This is a genomic window from Shewanella canadensis (assembly GCF_003966225.1).
Classification (GTDB): Bacteria; Pseudomonadota; Gammaproteobacteria; order Enterobacterales; family Shewanellaceae; genus Shewanella; species Shewanella canadensis.
On sequence record NZ_RXNU01000004.1, the window covers coordinates 265,117 to 289,081 of the forward strand.

Genomic DNA, 23,965 nt, shown 5'->3' on the forward strand with positions numbered 1-23,965 from the left:
TGATTGAATCGAAAGCGAGGTAATTAAGCGCTTTCTCGATGCCTATTGGTTAACCGAATCGTGCACTCATTCTGGCTCCCAAGTCGAGAGTTTGGGATCCAGAATAAGTGAGAAGTCGCCTTTACTTAGGCGGTCTTAAATTGATCGACCATACTCTTGAGACCTAAGGAGAGCTGGCTTAGTTCGATACAGGCTTGAGCGGTTTGGCCAGCTCCGGTTGCCGCTTCCGATGAGGAGACGTTGATGGTTTCGACGCTACGGCTGAGATCTTCGGTCACCGAATTTTGTTCGCTGCAGGCACTGGCTATCTGAATATTCATCGCCGCGATCTGTGTGACAGCTTGTTCAATCTCGGAGATCTTCTCACCCGTTGAGTGGGTTTGTGCCACGCAGCCACGGATCATTTCACAGCTCTGCTTAGTCGCAGCTCCAGCCTCGACGGCGCGCAGTTGCAGCTTCTCGATGATCTCGACTATTTGACGGGTCGAATCTTGGGTTCTTCCTGCCAGTGTACGGACTTCATCGGCGACGACGGCGAAGCCGCGTCCCTGCTCACCGGCGCGCGCCGCTTCGATGGCCGCGTTAAGGGCCAGCAGGTTGGTTTGCTCGGCAATGCCACCGATAACATCGACCACCATGGAGATGCTCGCAGAGTCTTTCTCCAGCTGAGCCACCATCAGTCCCGCATTTTCGATAACTTCAGAAACCTGCTGGATCTCGATGATGTTCTGTTGAACCTCTTGATTGCCCTGATCGGCACGCTCGGTTGCCGAATTTGCCGAACTCGAGGCATCTTCGGTATTCATGGCGACTTCATTGACGGTCGCCTGCATCTGCTGCATAGCAGTGGCAACCATAGTGATCTCATTTTGCTGCTGTGACATGCCCTGAGATGACTGCTCAGAGATGGCGCTCACCTCTTCGATTGAGGAGCTGAGTTGCACCACGGCGCCGCCTATCTCATCGACCAGCTCACGCAAGTTTTTCTGCATGCTGATACAGGAATCGGCCAGTTGTCCAAGCTCATCATTACCCATCTGGTTCCGGTCTATCTGATAGGCTAGATTTCCGTTAGCGATCTCTTCGGCCATGGTCATCACGGCGCGCAATGGATTGCGAATTTGTCGTCCGAGGAAGAGGGTCATCAAGGCCATCAGGGCAAAAAGCGCCACTACGCCGACATAGGTTTTTATCGTGGCGGTGCTGACACCTTCCAGCGTACTGGTGCGGTCGTCATCGGTACGCGCTACATTAATATTAGTGAGCTCGGTTAAGGCGTCTTGCATCCTATTAAACTGTTTATATGAACTCAATAGGTATGTGTTTGCGCCTGCCAGATCATTTTGCAGAACGATGTCGTTGAAACCACTCTGAGCACTGAGGTAATCTTGCCAGTTGCGTCTCGCTAATGTGAGTGCTTGGCGCTCATCCTCTGTCTGAATACTCCTTTCATAGGTGTCAATCATGTCAGTGACATCATCAATCATGTTGTCGGTCGTCTGCATCCAGCTCTTCATCTCCGGATCGCCAATACTGGGCAGGAAAGAGAACTGATCCCGGCGAATGAAGATGGTGACAAATTTTATTTTCTCAACTAACAAGACATTAGGTAGCACTTCGTCAGTCAGCGTCAGGATATTATCGCGTGTGTTATTCAGTCCCGATATAAACAGCATGCTAAGGGCTATTACTGCCACGGCGATGCAGCTAAAGGCCTGTGCGATTTTGTTATTAACCGATAAGTTTTTAATATTCATCATAACCGGAGATCCTCATTCCTTTGGTGATAAAAAAAAGCCTTCGATAGGGCGAAGGCTGGGTCATAAGATGTCCATGTAATGTGTCGAGATGAGAACGTGTTGACCCTTAAACTGGAAGAGGAGCAATCAACCTGGGTGTAGTTGATTGCCTGCCTCCTCCGTGCTTGTGCTTAGAAGTAGTAAGCCATGGAGATGTTGAAGCGCTTGTCCCAATCATCACCGACTTCTGGCAGACCGATATGGTCGTTGTTTGCCGTTGAGAAGGTCATGTTCTTACCCATGATGAAGTCGATTTGGGTGTAAGTAGGACCTGCTGCGATCGCGGCGCCTAACACGTTTTGCATACTGTCATCGTAGGTTTCGTCGGCAACATCCGGTGTCATTAGGCCGAAGTCATTGTAGAACTTTACGCTACCCCAATCGGTCGGAATCGTTTTTGCCAGGTTGATACTGTATACCTGTGCCTTAGAGGCAATTTCATACTGCCAGCTGACCACTGCGATGGCGATCTTGTTGTCATCCGCGCTATCTGCCGCATCATATTCATACTGCATGGCTTGAAGTTGCAGGTTCCAGCCATGGAACTTGCTGTCAAGGCTAGCGGCAACGGCATATCTGTCGCCATTGTTACCTGTATTAGCGTTATAGATCTGACCAACTTCAACCGAGCCACCAAAAGTGGTTGAGCCGCCCTGGTGTTCCATGGTGTAGGTTTGGCGCAGGTTAAGCTGGTTTGTCTCTTCGTTGTTATACTCGGTACCGTTGATAGTGCCGGTATACAGGTCGGCTGCGTACTGTTTGTTTTCGCTTGGTCCATATTCGGCGCTCTTATAGAAGGCCATATCTGTGTGCCAACCGTTTTTCTCAAAGGTGGCTTTTACACCAATATCATAGTCGTCTTCGAAACCAAGGTAGTAGGGGAGGCCAAACCAATAGCTGTTAGAGATATATCCCAGGTTGCCAAATGGCACTTGGTTAATACCGAACTGAAGTTCCCACTCAGGATTGAAATCGTAGAAGCCGTAGCCATATTTGATATAGTTAGTGTCGGCAGTGAAACGGTAATCCGACTTTAATCCCCAGTTACCATGCTTACCGTCAAATCTTAGTGACGCCATGTTAAATGTCAGATCACCACCTTTATCTTTTGAACTCTCGCTGTAATCTTTATATGAGTAGTTAATACGCACGCCACCGTGGATATTAATACCATCTTCTTCAGCCGCAGCGACAGTGTTGAAGCTACTTAATGCAATCGCGCTTGCAATAAGAGAGATATAAAACGTTTTGTTAGTTTTCATCATCATTATATTCCAATTGTATTTAAAGTTGTTAGTACTTAGTGTGTACTTATATTTAAAATGGTTTGTACTTATATATAAAACAGTGTGGGTAATTAAATACAGGCAAGTAATCCCCCCCGGTCTAATCACAGGTTATATTTAATTCATGGGTTCCGTACACGTTCGACATCCTTTTCGGCTTGCGCGGACATCCTCCTCTTATTAATTGGTTTTGCCTTAATATATATATCAATATTTCGGCTGGTAAATATTTAGAACTACAGACTTAAAGTTTAAGAGTATATTTCAATTCGATAATTTCTTGAGTCCCGTACCTTATCTGTACATATTTTTAGATGTACGGGACTCTTTTAATATCTTAGATAATAATTTATCTACTTACTTCAACTGAAGCTGTGAAATCAACTGAACTGGTTGTTTCTAATGTTAATCCTTTTGTTTCTGGTGCCATGAACACTGAAACAACTAATCCGATCAGTGATATGGCTGCACCGACAAGCAATGTCGATGATATGCCATAGGTGGCCATATAAACGGGCAGAGCATAAGTCGAGACTATGGTACCGATTCGGCTAAAGGACATCACAGCGCCAACGGCTGACGCCCGTATCTCTGTAGGAAACAGCTCATTTGGATAGAGCCACTGCAAGATCCCTGGACCACCTGAGAAGAAGGCATAAATGGCAAAAGCGCCTACAATCAGCCAGATGCTTGGATTTGGCACGATACCAAGTAGTGCCAGAGAGGCGGTCATAATACCAAAACTGCCGATCAAAAGTGGTCTGCGACCGATAGAGTTCAGCCAGTACATCGCAGGAATACACCCGGCCATAAAGAATATACTGATAACGATATTGCCCAGGGCTGCATCTTGCCCCTCAGTAAATCCCAGTAGTTCGATTATTTGAGGTCCAAATGTATATATGGCGAACATGGGAATAACCTGACAGCTCCATATTGTGCCGATGAATATAATTCTTTTTAAATAAACAGGTTCAAAAAGTTTACTATATTTGGTCTCTTCTGCCTCTTCGAAATTAATATCGACATCGTTGCCAAAAAACTTATGCATTATTTCCTGGCACTCTTCCACACGGCCTTTCTTAAGTAACCATCTTGGTGATTCAGGTAGATGAAAACGTCCGAGTAGAATAACGAGACAGGGGATAATTGCGCTACCAAACATATATCTCCAGCCGTCTTGTACATCGTAGAGAAGATAGCCAACCATGTTGGCAGCAGTAGCACCGACGTACCACATGGCAGCGATGAAACCCATTGTGAATGCGCGTTTCTTAGTCGGTGAGAACTCGGCAACCATAGAGGTCGCGATGGGGTAATCGGCTCCGATAACGATACCGATTAAGAATCGTAAAATGACTAGCTCTATGGGTGATGAGATAAACATGGTTGCAAATGAAAGTACTGCAATTGCAATAATGTCTATCATAAACATCTTCTTACGACCAACTATATCTGCCACATAGCCAAATAGCGCGGTTCCGATAAATAGGCCGACCAGCGTCGCCGCACCAACTAAACCTATCCATTGTGCATCTAGTCCTAATTCAGGTGTAAGTTGTTGAAGTGCAAGTCCAATAATAACTAATACATAGCCATCTAAAAATGGACCGCCGCTTCCCCAAAGCATTATTTTTCTATGAAGTGGAGTAAACTCCATATCATCGAAGTTTTTCTTTGATTTCATACTACTAACCACCAACTTTATTTGTTCTATTAAGAATGTTCGCGACTACCATAGTAGCGAATGGTTATAAAGACGCGTCAAAATCATTATCTAACTAATTTTAACATTGCGAATGTTCACCGAATCAGATAACCCAATACCAAAAGTTTACAACATGTACATTTAAATAACGGTGATATAACCAATAGTTTTGATTATATTTTTCAATTTATTTGAAATTTATATTGATACACTTTAAATTTAAAGGTAATGCTTTGTTGGGTTAAGCTTTGTTTTCAGCTCTTACCGCGCATTGAACAAATAAGCCTATGGGCTTTATATTTTAATATTAAGTTGTTCGTTTTTATAAAACAAACTTATGCGCTTATCAATCAAGCTAAATGCAAATATTTTAAAGTTACTGTTTGTTATATTTGTAAATCAATAACTTTATCAAGGTGACTCTATACTGTAGGGAGCAGAAATAGGGGGGTTCTATAAACACCCATGTTCAAAATGGTTACCCATAACGGTATTCGATGCCAAATGTTCCTCTTGGATATTCCCATTTTTCTAAAATGGTATCACCACAAAGAAATTTACAGGTACCGCATTCCAGACAACCAGCAGAATCGAAACGGATAGACCCGTCATCTTCAAGTTTGTATAAACCGGCGGGGCAAGCATTGACCAACTTGCGATACTCACCCATATCCGGATTATTTTTCAAGATAATATGAGGATGACCTTCATCTACGTGAAATTTATTGACGCCAAGTTTAACGTCTACATTGACTGTTTTGGTCATATTGCAGTGACTCCTTTTATGCCATCTTTAATCAGGTTCATATAACCCACCTCTTTACAGTGCTTCATGATGGTCTTTCGTAGTGGTTGCGATTCGCTGCCATCTACTGTGAACATGCTTTCCATTATGTCGGCAACCATCTTCGGATACTGGTTGAAGATCCGAGGTGTTTCCATGAAAGCAGGCAGGTTCTTATAGAGTTTCAGATCTTTCATCAGGAAGCTGTCTTCCAAAAGGGTCTGATATGAAGCTAAACCTGCTGCACTGAAGTCCTTGCTTTCACGAGCCGCTAATACGGCTTTCGCTGCCGCTTCACCGGAAGCGATGGCAAGATCCATTCCGCGAACGGTGTAGCCGATGTTTAAACAGAAACCCGCTGCATCGCCAGTGATCAATACGCCATCATCGACCAGTTTAGGGACCATATTTAATCCAGCTTCAGGTACCACATGACCCGAGTACTCGAGTAATTTACCGCCTTCAATTAATGGCTTAATGATTGAGTGATTTTTGAAGTCTTCCAGCATTTGTGGAATGGTTTTATCAGAGCTGCCTATGCCGTGTAATCCGCATACGATGCCCAATGATACTGTGGTTTTATTGGTGTAGATAAAACCACCTCCCATCAGTCCATTTGATGGCGAGCCGGCGAATAACCAGGCCGCACCTTCATCATCTGAGAGATTAAATCTGTCCTGAATCACCTCTTTTGGAAGTTCAATCAGCTCTTTTGCACCCACAGCCATGGCGTCCGCGTTGACTTTAGGTTTTACCATGCCTAGCTTTTCACCCAGCACAGGGTTAACACCTTCGGCCAGAATGACGGTATTAGCCATCAACTCATCACCGTCGGCTTGAACGCCTACGACTTTTCCATCTTTAGTAATCAGCTCATCGACACGAATACCGGTAATAAACTGGGCACCCACCTCTTCGGCTTTGGCCATTAACCATTGGTCAAAGTCACCTCTTAATACGGTATAAGATTCTTGAGCCGGTGTTTGCGCCCGGCCATTATGATAATCCAGGGTGACGCCGGTATCATCGGTCAGGAAGGTGACTTTTTCTTTAGTGACTTTTCTTTCAACGGGTGCTTCTTTAGCAAAGCCGGGAATAATTTTCTCCAGACTATGCGCATAGAGTCGGCCACCGGTCATGTTTTTGCTACCGGCAAAGTTTCCGCGCTCAATAACGAGAACATCCGCTCCCTCTTTTGCTAAAACATAAGCGGCAACGCATCCAGCAAGCCCTGCTCCTACGATAATCGCGTCAAATGCATCTTCTGACATACAAATTTACTCTTCACATAATTTGGTTTTTAACACCGGACATCTCTTTGTCCGGTGTTAAGTGGGGAGATAAATACAACCCGATCTTCAATTAACCTTTAAAAGCGTTGATCAGTGCCGGGACAACCTTATTAAGGTCACCGACAATTCCGTAGTCTGCATACTGGAAAATTGGGGCATTCTTATCTTTGTTTACCGCAAGAATCGTCTGTGAACCCAATGCGCCGACCATATGCTGGATTTGACCAGAGATGCCCAGAGCTAGATAGAGTTCTGGTTTTAGCATGACGCCTGAAACACCGATATAACGCTCGCGTTCCATCCATTTCTCTGTTTCTGCAATCGGGCGAGAACAACCCAGCTCTGCACCAAGTGCAGCACCGAGTTCGGCAACCATTTGAAGGTTTTCTTGTTTGCCGATACCGCTACCGATAGCAATGACGCGTTTTGCTTTACCTAAGTCGACACTTTCGCCTTGCTTAGCACGACGTTCGATACACTTGATAGAAGATTTAGGCTCGATGAATGAAACCGAAACCGCTTCACCTGTTTTCGAGTTGTCGGCTTCGGCAGCTTCAAAAATGCCGTTTCCGATAGTGATAAGCGCAATAGGTGATACGATTTTTTCTTCACCGATAGCCAGACCGCCGTAGACCATGTGCTTGGCCGTGACGCCATCAGCCACAGAGACTTCAGAGGCATCGTTGATGACACCGGCTTTAAGTTGCACACCTAATTTTGCAGCCAGTGCTTTGCCGCGCTTGGTTGCACCTAACAGCATTAAGGTGTTGGTGTCGCCATTAGAGATGGCATGAGCCATAGTCTCGGCATAATCTTCAACGATCTTGCTGGTGTCTTTTTCACCCAGGTAATACACATGGGTTGCACCCAGTGAGTATGCCTTGGCGATCTCATCTTCTGAGCCAATCACGAAAGCTGACACTTTTTCGCCTAGCTGAACACCGCCGGCGATAACTTCAGGTAAACGGGAAGCGACATCACTAAATACCCATACATTAGACAGTTTGCTCATCATTTTTCCCCTTACTTAAGTGCTTTGCGCAGGTGTTCTGCAAATTCTGCGACTTGATCTTCATCATCGCCGTCAATAATGATCTGCTTACGTTCGGCCTGTTTTGGTGCCAGTACTGAAACAGATTCAACAAGAGCCGGAATTTCAGCAAGCTCGAGATCTTCGGCACTTAACTTAGTTACCGGCTTTCTGCCTGCGGCTAAAATGGTCTTCATCGATGGGATTGATGGGTCATTGATGTCGGCTGAAACAGAGATAACAGCTGGTAAGGCGATCTCAAGAACTTCAACTTCATTATCCAAGGCTCTTTCAACGGTAATTTTACCGTCTTGGGCCGAAACGATTTTGCTGACGGCGTTGATGGTAGCGACTTCCAGTAACTCACCAAGTTGTATACCCACTTGTTGTGCGTAGAGGTCACCAGAACCATCACCACAGATAATCAGGTCGAAACCATTTTTCTGCGCAGCCGCAGCCAGTACACGGGCTGTTTGATGGGGTAGAGCCTGTTCAAATTTCTCGTCAACGACCACAGTCAGATCATCGGGTCCGCGAGAGAGGATGTCTTTGCGTGCTTTAGGGTTATCCAAAGCCTTACCGCCTATGCTTAAAGCGGTGATCTTGCATTCACCGACTAGAGCTTTGATCTCTACCGCTGCTTCTACCGCATTGAGATCGAATTGATTGATCTTTGGGGCAGCTTTGCTTGTGTCCAGAACACCGTCAGCTTTCACTGCGATATCTTGCTCTTCAGGAACTAATTTGTAACACGTAATAATTTTCATTATTTCTCCAGTTTAGATATTACATACTTCTAAATTTGATATATGGCTATATTCGCTATGAATTCACCTATACAACCTCAGATAATGTTTTGACGGTCAAACCGCTGCATACTTATTGTTTGTTGCCAATCCGGCGTATCAAGAACGTTAATCTCTCGGTGTTATAAATAAATCATTTATAGCGACTGCAATGTCTCTGTAGCCTGTAGTTTAAAAGTATATTGTTTTATTGCCGCATGTTGACTTAGTAAGTTGTGCAATTATATGACTAGAATTATTAACGCTAATGTTAGACGGGTCACACTTATTAATAGTGTCCTGTTAGTGTTTCTAACGTTAATATTAGTAGTTCTAATGCCCTTCACTTAACAGGTGTTTTAGCTCTTTAAATACAAGGGTTTTTAGTTGGCGTAATAATAATATTAGCCCAGCTAATGATGTCATTTGTTAATGCTTTCGTTGTGTTTTTTAGTGTTTCTAATAGTGATATTAGTACTGCTAAAACCATTCATTAGTAGAGCTAACATCACTATTAGAAATACTATTTAGGAGGGGCGGGATTGAGGTGTTTCCTGTTAGTTTATGGTCTATGATTCTCATCTTTCAATAAAACCTCTTGTGGGTAAATCATCTTTAAAACAGTGTGTTAGTTGGTGGTTGTTGTCGTTGCTACCTCCTGCCAGCTAGTAATGTTCTTACGTCTTATGGCTTTGTTATACCTCCTTTCAATCTCCTCTTTACCCCCTATTTTGTGATGGGAATAACACTATTTTTTAAGTGGTTTTTTTCGTTTTTTTTCTATTTCAAATGATCGTGATAACGATCACTGAATAAGAAGTTAAGGGCATGCATTATTCTGCCGTCAACTAAAGAATATTAATTAATAAATTATCATTGTTTAATTATTGGTTATTGTCTGTTGGTAAGAAAATGAAAAAGGTGTGTTAGGTTATTTTGATTTGCGTTTTTAACCATTCTTAATAGTTAGTCTTAATAGTCAGAGCTTTAATCTGACTGGCTATAAGTTAATACTAAGTGTTGATAAATACACAGATTGAAAGAACTTCGAAACCTTAACTATTATCCTCCTAAAAAAAAGAGGGAGATGTATTAAGATGAATGAAAAAACTTTGGATGTAGGTATCACTGAAGGAACAAAGAAGAAGGTCACCATTGACCCGAAAATCTTCTTCCCGTCATTGATTATTGTCATGTTGCTCTCTTACTTGACAGTAAGAGATCTGGATGCGGCTAATATTGTTATTAAGGATGTATTTCACTATTTAACCCACTCATGGGGCTGGGCATTTGAGTGGTACATGATCGCAATGGCAGTAGGTTGGGCCTGGCTGGTCTGGGGACCTTATGCAAATAACCGTTTAGGTCAAGAAACACCAGAATTCAGTACCGGAAGTTGGGTCTTCTTGATGTTCGCGTCTTGTACCTCGGCAGCCGTACTGTACTGGGGATCGTTAGAGGTCTATTACTATGTGACTTATCCTCCTTTCGAACTTGAGTCCCTCTCGGTTCAGGCGAAAGAACTTGGTGTCGCTTATAGTCTCTTCCATTGGGGACCTCTGCCTTGGATGGGTTACGGCTTCTTTACCGTTGCTTTGGGTTACTTCCTTTATGTTAAGAAGATGGATGTGGTTCGCCCCAGTGGCACATTAGAGCCAGTTTTGGGTAAACATCATAAAGGTATTCTCGGTACGATTATCGATAATATTTATGTGGTCGCACTGATTTTGGCTATGGGTACGAGTTTAGGCTTGGCGACACCTTTGGTAACTGAGTGTATCCAATGGTTATTCGGTATTCCACGTACCATTGAAGTCGATACTATTGTTATCTCAGCATGGATTATCTTTAATGCTGTATGTGTGGCTTTCGGTTTGACCAAGGGCATTAAGATTGCCAGTGATCTGCGTAGCTACCTGAGTATCATCATGCTTGTTTGGGTGTTCCTTATTGGCGCAACCAGCTTCACCGTTAACTACTTCACCGAGTCAGTGGGTGTGATGCTTGATTACTTGCCTCGCATGCTCTTCTATACAAGTTCTATCAGTGAAGGCAGCTGGCCGCAAGATTGGACCGTGTTCTACTGGGCGTGGTGGGTCGTATACGGTATCCAGATGTGTATCTTCCTAGCTAAGATCTCTCGTGGTCGTACCGTGCGTCAACTTTGTCTGACAATGGTAGGTGGTTTGACTGCTTCTACTTGGTTCCTTTGGACCATTCTGGGCAGTAACACCATGAATCTGATGAATGAAAATATCATTAACATGCCTCAACTTATTGCTGACCATGGAGCCCCAAGAGCGATCATCGAAACCTGGGCAGCGCTACCGTTCAGCACTATCACGATGTGGGGCTTCTTCATCTTATGTTTCCTCGCAACAGTCACTCTGATTAATGCCTGTTCTTACACTTTGGCAATGTCTACCTGTAAGGGAGCCGATGCCGACAACGAGCCACCAGTCTGGGTTCGTGTAGGTTGGTCTGTACTCGTAGGTGTCATTGGTATCGTGTTGTTGTCACTGGGCGGACTTAAGCCTCTACAGACGGCGATTATTGCCGGTGGTGCGCCACTGATTATCGTCAATGTCATGATTATCATCTCCTTCTTGAAAGATGCGCGTAAAAACAAGTGGGCCTCATAGTGTTGGCTAATGAGCCAGCACTTGAGCCAAGTAATAGTAATTTATAGGAATATACGATGGATTTTAAATTAAGCGACGAGCAAGAGTTATTCGTTTCTGGTATTCGCGATTTGATGGCGAAGGAGAACTGGGAAAACTATTTTGCAGAGTGTGATGAAAATAGTCAGTACCCGGAGAGATTCGTCAAAGAGTTAGCCGAGATGGGAATCGATAGCCTGCTGCTTCCAGAAGAGCACGGTGGATTCGACGCCGGCATGGTTACCCTTGCCGTTATCTGGGAAGAGCTGGGCCGTTTAGGTGCACCGACTTATGTCTTGTATCAGTTACCAGGCATCACCACGATTCTGAAACACGGTAACCAAGATCAGATAGATAAGATCATGGCGCTACGTGGTACCGGTAAGCAGATGTGGAACTCGGCCATTACTGAGCCTAGTGCTGGTTCTGACGTGGGTAGCTTGCTAACCACTTATAAAAGAAAGAATGGCAAAATTTATCTTACTGGTAGTAAGTGTTTCATCACCAGTGCGGCGGGTACGCCTTACATCGTGGTTATGGCCAAAGATGCAGATTCAGAGAAGCCAATCTTTACCGAATGGTTTGTGGATATGTCAAAGCCGGGCATCAAGTTAGGCAAATTACCTAAGCTTGGTTTGAAGATGGATAGCTGCTGTGAACTTCAGTTCGATGAACTTGAGCTGGAAGAGTCAGACATGTTTGGTGAAGAGGGCAATGGCTTCTTGCGTGTTAAGGAGGAGTTTGACTCTGAGCGTTTCCTCGTAGCACTGACCAACTATGGCGCTGCTTACTGTGCATTTGAAGATGCGGCTAAGTATGCCAACCAAAGGGTTCAGTTCGGTGAGGCTATCGGTCGCTACCAGTTGATTCAGGATAAGTTTGCTCATATGGCTATCAAGCTTAACAGCATGAAAAATATGGTTTATGAAGCCGCCTGGAAGTGTGACCAAGGCACGATGACATCTGGTGACTCTGCAATGTGCAAATACTTTTGTGCCAATGCTGGTTTCGAAGTTATCGATTCTGCGATGCAGGTTCTTGGTGGTTATGCTATCGCCGGCGAGCATCGTATCAGCCGTATGTGGCGTGACATCCGTGTCGACAGAGTGTCTGGCGGTTCAGATGAGATGCAAATCCTGACCTTAGGTCGTTCTGTGCTTAAGCAATACAGATAATTAATGCTGGGTTAATCCGTACGGCAAGGCCTCCACATATCTTGTGGAGGCAAATCAAATTCTTGCTCTGTTCCTGAAAACGCGCATTTGTCTTCATCACGTTTTCAAGATCCCGTACGCCTTATCTTCAAATCCGTTTGAGTCTTTATTAGAGATTGCCGACGCTATCGTCGTGCAGAGTCTTAGTTTGAATATAAAAGAGAAGGGTATTATGTCAAAGAAATTAACCACTCCTACGTTCGGCCCGCTAGCTGGGGTTCGGGTTGTATTTTCCGGTATTGAGATCGCAGGGCCATTTGCAGGCCAGATGCTTGCCGAGTGGGGCGCTGAAGTCATTTGGATTGAGAACGTGGCTTATGCAGATACCATACGAGTACAGCCTAACTATCCAGAGCTGTCTCGTCGTAACCTACATGCCTTGTCTCTGAACATCTTTAAAGATGAAGGTCGTGATGCTTTCCTTAAACTGATGGAAACCACCGATATCTTCATCGAAGCGAGTAAAGGACCTGCCTTCGCTCGTCGCGGTATCACAGACGAAGTCTTGTGGGAACGTAACAAGAAACTGGTTGTTGCCCACCTGTCAGGTTTCGGACAGTTCGGCACCGATGAGTATACCAATCTACCAGCTTACAACACGATTGCGCAGGCATTCAGTGGTTACCTGATCCAGAACGGGGACAAGGACCAGCCTATGCCGGCTTTCCCTTATACCGCTGACTACTTCTCAGGCATGACTGCGACCACTTCAGCTTTAGCGGCCCTTTACCGCGTTCGTGAAACGGGTGTCGGCGAAAGTATCGATATCGCCATGTATGAAGTGATGTTACGCATGGGTCAGTACTTCATGATGGATCATTTCAACGGTGGCGAGATGTGTCCGCGTATGACCAAAGGTAAAGATCCATACTACGCAGGTTGTGGTCTGTACACCTGTGAAGACGGCTACATCGTTATGGAGCTGGTCGGTGCGATGCAGATTGAGGAGATGTTCAAGGATATGAATATTTCTCATCTCTATGGTACTGAGGAGATCCCTGAAGGAACTCAGTTGATCCATCGCGTCGAGTGTCCTTTCGGTGAGCAGGTGGAAGATAGCCTGGATGCCTATCTCGCAACTCGCACCATCGAAGAGGTGTTAGCCAGATTCGCTGAGCTTAAAGTGGCCTGCGCTAAAGTGCTGACGGTTCCTGAGCTTGAGTCTAACCCACAATATGTGGCTCGTGAGTCTATTACCGAGTGGCAAAATATCGATGGCAAGACCTGCAAGGGTCCAAACGTGATGCCTAAGTTCAAGAATAATCCAGGTCAGATATGGCGTGGTATGCCGAAACACGGCATGGATACCGCGGATATCCTAAGTGACATTGGTTATTCACAAGAAGAGATCCAAAGTTTAAGTGAAAAAGGCTTGGCCAAAGTATCTGGTAGTAAGTGAGGCATTGATAATGGATATCGTTGGTAGCAAAACAATAAGATGCATGTGGGAAGAGCGTGCGCGTAAATATAGTGATAACACAGCGTTAGTTTTTGAGGATGCTGCTGGCGATGTCCGAGAGTTAACTTATAGTGCACTGAATAATGAAATTAACAAGGCTGCAAATCTATTCCTTCAATTAGGTATCAATAAGGGGGATAAAGTAGCCGTACAGTTATATAACAGCCCTCAATTTATATTCTGTTGGTTTGGATTAGCAAAAATTGGCGCCGTTATCGTTCCTATTAATACACAATATGTCTATGGGGAATGTAAATACATCATCAATAAATGTGATGTGAAAGCGGTGGTTATTGAAGAGGAGTTTCTGCCTACCTTTAAAAGAATAGAGCAGGATGACGATAATTCAATAAATAATATCTTAGTGACAAGGGCGGCAAGTACAGAAGTATCGGGTGCCATTAATTTCGATCTGCTTTTGAGCCAACAGTCTACTCAGCTAGAGAAGATGGTGCCATTAAGCAGTGACGATGTGGTCGAAATTTTATGTACTTCAGGTACGACTTCCAGACCTAAGGGCGTGGAGATCACTCACTGTAATTTACTGTTTGCGGGCTATTACACGGCCTGGCAAACAAACTTGAGAGCCGACGACACCTATCTGACTATGATGCCCAGCTTTCATATCGATTTTCAGTGTAATGCGGCTATGGCAGCGTTTACTGTTGGTGCGCGTCTGGTCATGCTTGAGAAGTACAGTGCGCGTAAGTTCTGGAAGCAGGTTTGCGATTACAGGGCCACTATCACCCACAGCATGCCGATGATAGTTCGGACCCTGATGTTGCAGCCCGTTATGCCCAATGAACGTGAGCATTGTCTGCGTGATATGTTGTTTTTTATGCATATTTCAGATCAAGAAAAGGTAGATTTCGAAACGCGATTCAAGGTTGAACTGTTTAATTCATATGGTATGACAGAGACCTTAGTCGGCCTGATTGGCGACACGCCAGGTGAAGAGCGTCACTGGCCGTCTATCGGCAGGCCCGGACTATCCTATGAGGCCAAAATTACGGACGAAAATGGCGATGAAGTTTTGCCTAATGTCGTCGGTGATCTGCGAGTCAAAGGTGTTCCCGGGAGAACCATACTCAAGGGTTACTATAAGGACCCCGAAGCGACGGCGAAGGTTCTGACAGCCGACGGTTGGCTCTGTACCGGCGATAAAGGTTATGTCGATGAGAGAGGGTTATTTTATTTTGTCGATAGAAAGACAAATATGATTAAACGCTCCGGAGAGAATATTTCAAGCAGTGAAATTGAAAAAGCTCTTATGTCGCATCCCGATATTTTGGATGCAGCAGTTATCGGCGTACCCGATCATATTCGTGATGAAGCGGTTAAAGCCTTCGTTATTTTTAATGAGGGAGTGTCTTTGAGTATCGATGAAATTCTAAATTATTGTTCTGAAAATATGGCGAAGTTTAAAGTTCCATCTTTCGTTGAAATAAGAGAGTCATTCCCAAGAACCTGTACTTGTAAAATAGACAAGAAACTTCTTGCGTGACTTTAAGTTGAATTGAGTGAATTAATCTTTTAATGAGAGTCATCTTTGATGGCTCCGAATGGAGTATTAGCATGAGCGAATCATTACACGTCACCCGAAATGGCAGCATTTTAGAAATTACCTTGGACAGACCCAAGGCGAATGCCATCGATGCAAAAACAAGTTTTGAGATGGGTGAAGTCTTCCTGGCATTTCGTGAAGATCCTGAAATGCGCGTCGCCATTATTACCGGTGCCGGTGCACGTTTCTTCTCTGCAGGTTGGGATCTGAAAGCTGCGGCAGAAGGTGAAGCACCGGATGCAGATTTTGGTCCTGGCGGTTTTGCAGGATTGACCGAGATCTTCGATCTGGACAAGCCAGTTATCGCCGCGGTGAACGGTTATGCGTTCGGTGGCGGTTTTGAACTTGCACTAGCTGCAGACATGATTGTTTGTTCTGAAAACGCCAGCTTTGCTCTACCTGAAGCCAAGTTAGGCATTGTACCGGACAGCGGCGGAATGTTACGTCTGCCAAAATTGTTGCCACCTGCCATTGTCAATGAATTGATGATGACTGGCCGCGGTATGGACGCCGAAGAAGCATTGCGTTGGGGCGTCGTTAACCGTGTGGTTGAAAGCGATAAATTGATGGAGACGGCACGTGAATTGGCTCAGCAAATAGCTCAAGGTGCACCTTTGGCCATTGCCGCAATTAAAGAGATCTATCGTGAAACCAGTGAGCTATCGGTAGAAGAGGGTTATCGCCATATCCGCACCGCAAGCTTGAAAAACTATCCGTCAGTATTGCGTTCAGAAGATGCTTCAGAGGGACCTCTGGCCTTTTCTGAGAAGCGCGATCCTGTTTGGAAAGGCCGATAATCTAACGATTAATTGCCTTAGTACAAATCTGTGGGATCTGGTGCTCCCGGTCCCACAGTTATCCGTTCAAATCTTAGTTTCATCTTGTTGTATCCATATCCTATGTGCTTTTTAGAGAGTCTCTGAAGGGACCACTCTTCAAAATATCAGATGTTAGTCTTGGTAGGTAAAAGGAGTTTCAAATGGCGTTAAAGTTAGAGATGCAGGGACAGACTTATGGTCCGTTTATTAATGAATATACCGAAAGGGATGTCATGCTGTTTGCACTGGGTTGCGGTGCGGCTTGCGACGGAAAAACAGATTTAGACTATGTGTATGAAAAGAATTTAAAAGTATTACCTATGTTTGCGGCAATCCAAATTGTCGACGCCGAAGTGACCAAGACCATAGATTACGGTTTCGAGTGGGGCGGCTCACTGCACTGGGGATTCGATCTGCATATTCATCAGCCATTACCAAGGCATCCCGGTAAGTTGAGTACCAAAGTATTGCTAAAAGGCCTGTTCGACCGTGGTGAAGGCCGCGGCTGCCTGGCTCAGCATATAGGCGAAACCTTCGATGAAGCCGGCACTAAACTCTTTACTAATGAGAGCTGGGATTGCGCCCTCTATGACGGTGGTTTCGGTGGTCCCAAGGCGCCCAGAGACATCGTAGAGATGCCGGAGCGGGCGCCGGACTTTGAAATTGAACAAGCTATCCCGCTGAATCAGGCGCTTATCTATCGACTATCCGGCGACGACCATCCCCAACATGTCGATTGGGAGTATGCCCGGGAATTTGGTCACCCTAAGCCGAACCTACATGGCGTGAGCACGGCCGGTGTTGCCTGTCGCCACATTATTCAGGCGATGTTTCCCGGCGAACCTGAACGCTTAACCCGTTTTAAGACCCGTCTCACAAAATCATTATATCCGGGTAGCACAGTGAAGACCCAAATATGGAAGTGGGACGATAACTGCATTCATTTCAGAATGGTGGATGCAAACGACCCGGAGATGGTCTATCTGAACTTTGGCTTGGTCGAGTGGAATTAGTCGAGTGGAATTAGTCGAATAGAAATAACCTGATATACGTTTTTATGGTGAGCTCAATGATCCCGATCAATATCGAAGACCCCTCGATATTCCGAGCTCACCAAATTTTTAACTCATTGGTATAAGAGAAAGTATCCGTTAATTCTTTGCGCTTTAAGTCAGAGAGTTAACCGCTAATTTCTTGGATAACGAAACAAAGTAATTTAAATACCCTGTTATAAATTGAGTGATTTTAATGCCCTGTTATGGTTTTGAAAGAGTGAAGGCTTAAGCCGATGGCAAAATTGACGAGCCCGGCTAAATGTATAATAGAAAAATGAGAAATTTTAATGGCTTGTTATGAATTTGAAGGCTTAGTGCCTGTGGTGGATCCCAGTGCGTATGTTCATCCGACTGCGGTATTAATCGGTGATGTGATCGTTGGCGCCGATGTCTATATCGGACCAAATGCGTCGCTGCGTGGTGATTATGGCCGGTTGATTTTAGAGAAAGGCTCCAATCTGCAAGATGGCTGCATCATGCATGGTTACGCCGGTATGGATACCGTGGTTGAGCAAGACGGTCATATCGGTCACGGCGCCATCTTGCATGGTTGTGTGATTAAGCGAAATGCCCTCGTCGGCATGAACGCGGTGGTGATGGATGGCGCAGTGATTGAGCGTGATAGCATCGTCGGTGCAATGAGCTTTGTAAAAGGAGGCTTTAAAGGGGCGCCACGGCAGCTCCTACTTGGCTCGCCCGCTAAGGTAGTTCGCCAGGTATCGGACCAGGATTTGCATTGGAAAGGATTAAATACCCTGGAGTATCAGCTATTAGCGGGTCGCTCGTCGAGATCAATGCAAGAGGTCGAGCCGCTGACTCAGATTGAGGCAAATCGTCCACGCTTAACTGGGTCAACCGAAGTACAGCCGAAAAGTTAGTGTAAAGCAGGCCGGTTGATCTTTGGTTGGTTTGGGCTTTGGCTGGTTTGAACTCTGGCTAGTTTTAACTCTGGCCAGTTTGAATAAGGTTATACGCTTATCGAAGCGTCATAGTTTCCATGCCGCCTGACGAGTTTGATTACTCATCTGCTCTATTTCAACAGGTTCAATTGATGATTATCAATCCCCACATCATTTGATTCTGTTGCTGTTAGTGATTGTCAGGCGGCATACCCTTTTATTGTTCAAGTAAGAATCGCAGAGAATCGACACGACAGGCAAATTTTGCCAATGCGTATAATTTGAATAGCATACATTTTAGATAAGGAGAGGAGCATGCCGCTCGATCCAAAAGTTGAACAGTTTTTGCAAGAGGTGCGTGACTCGGGTGCCCCAGCTTATGAAGATGTGACGCCGGCACAGTCCAGACGTGAAGATCTAGCCGCATTAGCCACAGCAACACCAAGCCGTAAACCGGAAAGTGTTTCTGCCGTTGAGCATAGATTTATCCCGGGGCCGACGGCGGATCTGCCTATTCGTATCTATCGTCCCGAAGGCGTTGAAGACTCGGCGGAGTTGCAGCCCGGGCTTGTCTTTATTCATGGCAGCGGCTGGGTAGTATCTAACATTGAAACCAATGATTCGTTCAGCCGTGCGCTGGCTAATCGCACCGGAACCGTGGTCATTGCAATTAATTACCAGAAGGCACCGGAGCACAAGTTTCCTATCCCTATGGATGATTGTTATGCCTCGACGCAATGGGTGTTCGAGTACGCATCTCAACTTGGTTTGGATGTGAATAGAATTGGTATTTTAGGTGACAGTGCCGGTGGTAATCTTGCCGCCGCAGTGTGTTTGCGCCTGCGCGATGAAAATGGTCCTAAGTTGGCTTATCAGGTTTTAGTCTATCCGGCTGTACAATACGGGTGGCATACTCCTTCGGCTGTCGCCAACGCCGAAGGTTATCTACTGCAGCAAGCCAGTATGAAATATTACTGGAATCATTATATACGTAGCGAAGCCGATGGAAAAAATCCCTACTGCTCGCCCCTCGATGCTGCCGACCATAGTGGGTTGCCACCGACTTTCATCTATACCGCCGAATATGATCCCTTGTGTGACGATGGCTGTCATTATGCACAAAAACTTCAGGCATGTGGCGTACCGGTAAAACATAAGATGTATGACGGCGTCATTCACGGTTTCATTAAGATGTTGGGTGTGTTCGATCAAGCCGATGAGTTTCTCTATGAGGTTAGCGAAGACCTGAGTGCAATAATCGGTTAGTTCAATATCGTGTATATCAAGTGAACCTTGATTGCTTAATTAAGCATCTATGTATTAACGGTCAACTGAATTCAGTTGGCCGTTTTTGTAACTAACTGGTAATAACGTTCAAGTTATCAGTGTGTGAACAATATTTTTATTAGAGTGATAGTCTGTAAACTGTCGATATTGTTTTAACAATCTAATTGAGTTAGCTTATGTGTTGAACTTATGGTTATAATTTTATTCACATTTTTATTTATAATTATATTTCTTTTCACAATTAAATCGCTATGTTCATTTGCAATAACATTTATCTTTATATTGGTGTTCACGTTATTGCAAACGTTTGTGAGCCCGGTCTTATAATTAAAAAATCCCACCCTATTTAACTAAGATGTAACACTTTATTGTGCGCCTCATTACATATTTTAAGTAAAAGCTTATGGTAACCTTCTGTAAGGTATTTCGATATGTAGCTAATTATGAATAATAACATTCCGTTAAGAGCGCTTCAGATTTTTGAGTCTTGTGCAAGATTAGAAAGTTGCTCTCTTGCTGCTAATGAATTGAGTATTACTCAAAGTGCAGTGTCTCAACAGATTAAACAGCTGGAAGATTACTTCTTAGAGAAGCTATTTTATCGAAATGCAGGAAAAATCAACCTGACCGAGGCAGGCCTTGAGCTTCGGCAGAGACTGTCCCCCGTTTTTTATGATTTAAATAGTGTCTGTGCCAGTCTGGTCCCGACTATGTCTGGTGAGGTCAGGGTGCACTCTTATACTTCTCTCGCGGCCAGATGGTTGGTTCCGAATATGGAGAAGTTAAGAAGGCAATATCCTGAGCTCAATATTAACGTCGGCATGTTTCAAAATGACATTGAAATGAGCGATATGATTGCCGATATATTTATCGTGACTCGGGAGTCTCAAGATGGTTATGTTTTTAAACCGCTAATTAAAGAGACGCTTATTGCATTTTGTAGTCCTGAATATCTTGAAAAGTCGAAAGAAATTACCACGCAAAATTTACACGAGCACTGTTTGCTATTTTCCAAACATAAAGATTATGGCCTGGATTGGGATAGCTGGTTCAGGGATAACGGTGTCGAAATGAGTTCGACTCAGAAGAAGTTAGTGTTCAATCATAATATGCTTGCCGTTCAAGCCGCTATATATGGAGAAGGTATTGTACTGGGAGTTGAACAAACCTTAAGAGTCGAAATTGAATCCGGTAATCTGGTGAAATTAGATCTCCCTTCATGTTATTCAGGTTTTAATTATTCGATAGCTTATAAGGCATCGAAGCAGCGCGATGCCAGGATCATGAAAATCGTTGATTGGATCTGTGATAAATACCCCAGAGTGACCGGTGCTAACTAAAAGAGGGTCATGATTGAGCATTCAGCGCATGCGTCGTGTGTGAATATCATACCAATCTCACTAAATAGGTGATGAGTTCAGAGCCATTCAGGCTTTTCAACTCAAGGCGCATTGATGAGGAAATGGTTATTCCCTTTTAAGTCAATGCAACGCTGAAGTGGAATGCCTGAGAGGCTCACATAGTGCGGGTTTCAAAGCCCTTTATGCTGCGTTAGATGCTTTCGATATAGAATAACTATTAGCTTCAAGCATCCGCCTTGCCTACAGCGCTTTGAACTCCCGCTGAAAGATCACATATTTAGTAGGATTGGTATTAAGTCATTTACTGCTGATTTTTTGCTCTTTTTGTATTTAACATCTAAGTAACTTTCGCTATGATAGACAAAAGCATCTGTTAATCATGGCGTTAGTTAATGTTTAGAATAATAAGAATATTCCTGCTCGGAGCCTTAACACTCACTTTTCTCGCCGCAACGGGCATCTACCTTGGGCTTCACCTGAGTTTACCTAAGTTGTCGGGTCAATGGGAGAGCGGGGGCATTGCGTCTGATGTTAAGATTGAACGAGACCGATTAGGTACTGCGATTGTGAGCGGCGATAATCGCCGTGATGTGGCATTTGCATTAGGTTATGCCCATGGTCAGGACCGTTTTTTTCAGATGGACCTGCTTAGACGAAACTCCGCGGGCGAGCTCTCGGAAATATTTGGTGAAAAGGCGTTAAAGCTGGATGAATCTCGCCGTTTTCATCAGTTCAGAAAACATGCAGAAAACACAGTTGCCAAGATGCCGGTAACCGAAAAGTTATTGTTGCAATCCTATGCTTATGGCGTCAATGAAGCCTTAAAATCCATGCCCGTGTATTCATTTGAATACCTTCTCACTGGTGCGACTCCCTCTCCATGGAAACCTGCCGATAGTCTGTTGGTCATCTATAGTATGTATCTGGACCTGCAGGCTAATACGGTTAAGCGTGACCTGGTGTTAGAGCAGATTAAACGAGTTTATGGTGAGGAGATGTTGGCGTTTATTACTCAGCCAAGCTCCTTTCAAGCGGCGCTCGATGCCAGTATTCTCCCCATGGAAGATGTCAGTATTCCGAATATCTCTCCCGAATTGATGGCGAGTGCAGTCAATCAAACGATTGAAGAACCCCTGGATATCGGCAGCAATAACTGGGCGGTAACCGGGGCGCTAACCGAGTCGGGACGCGCCATGTTATCGGATGATATGCACCTCTCATTTGCTGTACCTATCATCTGGTACCGTGCTCAGCTTAATTACCCTAACCCGATAATCAAAGAGAGTGTGCAGGTCACTGGGGTCTCCCTGCCCGGTGCGCCGGTCATTGTGATCGGCAGTAATAATAAACTTGCCTGGGGATTTACTAACGCCTATATCGACACGGCCGACTGGATAACGTTAGCCGCCGATGAACCCACTGTATTTGAGACTGAACAGATCCCACTCCCCGATGGCAAGCACCATGAATATCGTATCGAGATGTCTCAATATGGACCGGTTCGCACTGTTGGCGGACAGAGATATGCGCTGAGCTGGGTGGCCCATAAAGACTATGCGGTCGATATGGACTTGATGGGACTGGAGACGGCAACAGATGTGGCCGATGGTCTGGAGGTGGCGACAACAGTTGGGATCCCGGTACAAAACATGATGATCGTGGACGGGCAGGGCAACGCCGCATGGAAACCTACCGGGGCGATCCCATCACGTACTAATCCATCAGATGTCGCTCAAGATGCCTCAGAGTTCCAAGCCAAAGGGTGGAACCTTGACGAAACGTCGCTTCCCTGTGTGCTCAACCCTGAAAATGACCGTCTTTGGAGTGCCAATGCACGGGTGATGTCGTCGAGCGAACAAGCCAGATTTGGTGATGGCGGATATGCGCTCGGTGCGCGTGCGATGCAAATTCGCGATAATTTACAGGCGAACTCTCATTTCGATGAAGCCGCATTTTATCGGTTACAGCTGGATAATCGTGCGGAGTTTTTAAAGCCTTGGCACGGCTATCTGCTTGAGCTGCTCTCGACCCAACCTAAGCGTTTTGCAAAAGATATTCAGTATCTTCGAGACTGGCAAGCATGCGCCTGCTCAGGCTCGGTAGGCTACACCTTAGTCCGGCATTTCAGGGCGAGGCTAATCGATGCCAGCTTTGCACCAATCGAGACAGGTTTAGGCAAACATCATCTATCTCTTTCGGTGGTTAAACGTTATCTGGAACCTGGAATGTGGCAGTTAATCGAGGAGAGACCTGAAACCTGGTTAGCCGATGGTTATGAAAGTTGGGATGACTTTGCTATCGATAGTTATCAATACGCAACGGCTGAGCTCTTGAGTCTTCATAGTGACTATGATGATCTGGCTGACCTGAGCTGGGGCAAGGTTAATGCCCTGAAGATCCAGCACCCATTCAGTAAGCAGTTGCCAATACTCAGTTCATGGTTAGATATGCCTGAAATAGAGGCCTTCGGTGACACCTTTATGCCAGCCGTGCAGCGCAGCTCTTTTGGCGCCTCACAGCGTTTTATCGTACAACCCGGAGCCGAGGAAAATGCCATAATGACTATCCCCGGTGGTCAGTCGGGCCATCCGTTATCTGATTATTACCGAGCTGGATTCGATGAGTATGCAAAGCAGGAATCCACGCCTTTGCTACCGGATGAGGTATTACAAAGGATTGTTATCACACCGGTTCGATAACGCCCTATAGCCTGACGGTTTGTTGGGCAAAGAGATTGCTAATAAACCACTTTTAACCGCTTTACATTGTCAGTTTCTGTCGATCTGTTGAGGTTTTGCGTCTGCTTGAAAATTATTTGTGTCAGACAAAACATCTTCGTTTGAACACTTGTGGTGAATAGATATTCGTATTTAGTATTCTTTTCAAATTTATCGGCTAAGAAAGGGATGTTTAAAGGTGCTTTCTCTTGCCCGCTACTTTGTAAGTAAGTGCAATGATTTAAAA

The 23,965-nt window shown here is 44.9% G+C and carries 17 protein-coding genes; 10 read left to right on the forward strand and 7 right to left on the reverse strand.

Features of this window, described 5'->3' with window-relative positions:
- Positions 1-125: 125 nt before the first annotated feature.
- The 7 genes from EKG38_RS09655 to EKG38_RS09685 all read right to left on the reverse strand — a co-directional run bounded on the left by EKG38_RS09655 (position 126) and on the right by EKG38_RS09685 (position 8,666).
- Entirely contained in the window at positions 126-1,760 is a 1,635-nt protein-coding gene (locus EKG38_RS09655) for a methyl-accepting chemotaxis protein (protein WP_126520047.1), read from the reverse strand.
- 170 nt (positions 1,761-1,930) lie between these two features.
- Positions 1,931-3,067 (reverse strand): hypothetical protein, encoded by a 1,137-nt coding sequence (locus EKG38_RS09660; RefSeq protein ID WP_126520048.1) that lies wholly within the window; start codon positions 3,065-3,067, stop codon positions 1,931-1,933.
- Between the two features lie 367 nt (positions 3,068-3,434).
- Complete coding sequence (locus EKG38_RS09665) at positions 3,435-4,772, reverse strand: MFS transporter (protein WP_126520049.1); 1,338 nt, start codon at positions 4,770-4,772, stop codon at positions 3,435-3,437.
- Between the two features lie 499 nt (positions 4,773-5,271).
- Positions 5,272-5,559, reverse strand: a complete 288-nt coding sequence (locus EKG38_RS09670) for a ferredoxin family protein (protein WP_126520050.1) — start codon at positions 5,557-5,559, stop codon at positions 5,272-5,274.
- The gene (locus EKG38_RS09675; RefSeq protein WP_126520051.1) at positions 5,556-6,848 is read right to left on the reverse strand and encodes an FAD-dependent oxidoreductase; all 1,293 of its coding nucleotides are present in this window, start codon (positions 6,846-6,848) and stop codon (positions 5,556-5,558) included. Before EKG38_RS09675 ends, EKG38_RS09670 begins: the two co-directional genes overlap by 4 nt.
- Before the next feature lie 91 nt (positions 6,849-6,939).
- Positions 6,940-7,884: an FAD-binding protein gene (locus EKG38_RS09680; protein ID WP_246033124.1), complete on the reverse strand. Its 945-nt coding sequence runs from the start codon at positions 7,882-7,884 to the stop codon at positions 6,940-6,942.
- A gap of 8 nt (positions 7,885-7,892) precedes the next feature.
- Positions 7,893-8,666, reverse strand: coding sequence for an electron transfer flavoprotein (locus EKG38_RS09685; RefSeq protein WP_126520052.1), 774 nt, complete (start codon positions 8,664-8,666; stop codon positions 7,893-7,895).
- A gap of 1,115 nt (positions 8,667-9,781) precedes the next feature.
- Between EKG38_RS09685 and caiT the strand changes: the two genes are divergently transcribed.
- From caiT to EKG38_RS09735, 10 genes are all read left to right on the forward strand, one after another.
- The gene (caiT, locus tag EKG38_RS09690; protein ID WP_126520053.1) at positions 9,782-11,326 is read left to right on the forward strand and encodes an L-carnitine/gamma-butyrobetaine antiporter; all 1,545 of its coding nucleotides are present in this window, start codon (positions 9,782-9,784) and stop codon (positions 11,324-11,326) included.
- 56 nt (positions 11,327-11,382) lie between these two features.
- Entirely contained in the window at positions 11,383-12,519 is a 1,137-nt protein-coding gene (gene caiA / locus EKG38_RS09695; RefSeq protein WP_126520054.1) for a crotonobetainyl-CoA dehydrogenase, read from the forward strand.
- Between the two features lie 211 nt (positions 12,520-12,730).
- Positions 12,731-13,957 (forward strand): L-carnitine CoA-transferase, encoded by a 1,227-nt coding sequence (gene caiB, locus EKG38_RS09700; protein ID WP_126520055.1) that lies wholly within the window; start codon positions 12,731-12,733, stop codon positions 13,955-13,957.
- A 10-nt stretch (positions 13,958-13,967) separates the two neighbouring features.
- Positions 13,968-15,521 carry a crotonobetaine/carnitine-CoA ligase gene (gene caiC, locus EKG38_RS09705; protein ID WP_126520056.1) on the forward strand — a complete coding sequence of 518 codons (1,554 nt, stop codon included), beginning with the start codon at positions 13,968-13,970 and terminating at the stop codon, positions 15,519-15,521.
- 71 nt (positions 15,522-15,592) lie between these two features.
- Complete coding sequence (gene caiD, locus EKG38_RS09710) at positions 15,593-16,378, forward strand: crotonobetainyl-CoA hydratase (RefSeq protein ID WP_126520057.1); 786 nt, start codon at positions 15,593-15,595, stop codon at positions 16,376-16,378.
- Positions 16,379-16,560: 182 nt separating this feature from the next.
- The gene (locus tag EKG38_RS09715) at positions 16,561-17,412 is read left to right on the forward strand and encodes a MaoC/PaaZ C-terminal domain-containing protein (RefSeq protein ID WP_126520058.1); all 852 of its coding nucleotides are present in this window, start codon (positions 16,561-16,563) and stop codon (positions 17,410-17,412) included.
- Positions 17,413-17,741: 329 nt separating this feature from the next.
- Entirely contained in the window at positions 17,742-18,332 is a 591-nt protein-coding gene (gene caiE, locus EKG38_RS09720) for a carnitine operon protein CaiE (protein ID WP_126520059.1), read from the forward strand.
- Positions 18,333-18,668: 336 nt separating this feature from the next.
- On the forward strand, positions 18,669-19,619 hold the full coding sequence (gene lipP1, locus EKG38_RS09725) for a LipP1 family hormone-sensitive lipase (protein WP_126520060.1): 951 nt from the start codon (positions 18,669-18,671) through the stop codon (positions 19,617-19,619).
- A 464-nt stretch (positions 19,620-20,083) separates the two neighbouring features.
- Positions 20,084-20,980, forward strand: coding sequence for a LysR substrate-binding domain-containing protein (locus EKG38_RS09730; protein ID WP_126520061.1), 897 nt, complete (start codon positions 20,084-20,086; stop codon positions 20,978-20,980).
- A gap of 413 nt (positions 20,981-21,393) precedes the next feature.
- Complete coding sequence (locus EKG38_RS09735) at positions 21,394-23,700, forward strand: penicillin acylase family protein (protein ID WP_126520062.1); 2,307 nt, start codon at positions 21,394-21,396, stop codon at positions 23,698-23,700.
- Positions 23,701-23,965 lie beyond the last annotated feature (265 nt).

Bases quoted from the DNA above. Each gene is read 5' to 3' on its own strand.
- EKG38_RS09655 (WP_126520047.1), bottom strand. From the start codon at position 1,760: ATGATGAATATTAAAAACTTATCGGTTAATAACAAAATCGCACAGGCC.
- EKG38_RS09660 (WP_126520048.1), bottom strand. From the start codon at position 3,067: ATGATGATGAAAACTAACAAAACGTTTTATATCTCTCTTATTGCAAGC.
- EKG38_RS09665 (WP_126520049.1), bottom strand. From the start codon at position 4,772: ATGAAATCAAAGAAAAACTTCGATGATATGGAGTTTACTCCACTTCAT.
- EKG38_RS09670 (WP_126520050.1), bottom strand. From the start codon at position 5,559: ATGACCAAAACAGTCAATGTAGACGTTAAACTTGGCGTCAATAAATTT.
- EKG38_RS09675 (WP_126520051.1), bottom strand. From the start codon at position 6,848: ATGTCAGAAGATGCATTTGACGCGATTATCGTAGGAGCAGGGCTTGCT.
- EKG38_RS09680 (WP_246033124.1), bottom strand. From the start codon at position 7,884: ATGATGAGCAAACTGTCTAATGTATGGGTATTTAGTGATGTCGCTTCC.
- EKG38_RS09685 (WP_126520052.1), bottom strand. From the start codon at position 8,666: ATGAAAATTATTACGTGTTACAAATTAGTTCCTGAAGAGCAAGATATC.
- caiT (WP_126520053.1), top strand. From the start codon at position 9,782: ATGAATGAAAAAACTTTGGATGTAGGTATCACTGAAGGAACAAAGAAG.
- caiA (WP_126520054.1), top strand. From the start codon at position 11,383: ATGGATTTTAAATTAAGCGACGAGCAAGAGTTATTCGTTTCTGGTATT.
- caiB (WP_126520055.1), top strand. From the start codon at position 12,731: ATGTCAAAGAAATTAACCACTCCTACGTTCGGCCCGCTAGCTGGGGTT.
- caiC (WP_126520056.1), top strand. From the start codon at position 13,968: ATGGATATCGTTGGTAGCAAAACAATAAGATGCATGTGGGAAGAGCGT.
- caiD (WP_126520057.1), top strand. From the start codon at position 15,593: ATGAGCGAATCATTACACGTCACCCGAAATGGCAGCATTTTAGAAATT.
- EKG38_RS09715 (WP_126520058.1), top strand. From the start codon at position 16,561: ATGGCGTTAAAGTTAGAGATGCAGGGACAGACTTATGGTCCGTTTATT.
- caiE (WP_126520059.1), top strand. From the start codon at position 17,742: ATGGCTTGTTATGAATTTGAAGGCTTAGTGCCTGTGGTGGATCCCAGT.
- lipP1 (WP_126520060.1), top strand. From the start codon at position 18,669: ATGCCGCTCGATCCAAAAGTTGAACAGTTTTTGCAAGAGGTGCGTGAC.
- EKG38_RS09730 (WP_126520061.1), top strand. From the start codon at position 20,084: ATGAATAATAACATTCCGTTAAGAGCGCTTCAGATTTTTGAGTCTTGT.
- EKG38_RS09735 (WP_126520062.1), top strand. From the start codon at position 21,394: ATGTTTAGAATAATAAGAATATTCCTGCTCGGAGCCTTAACACTCACT.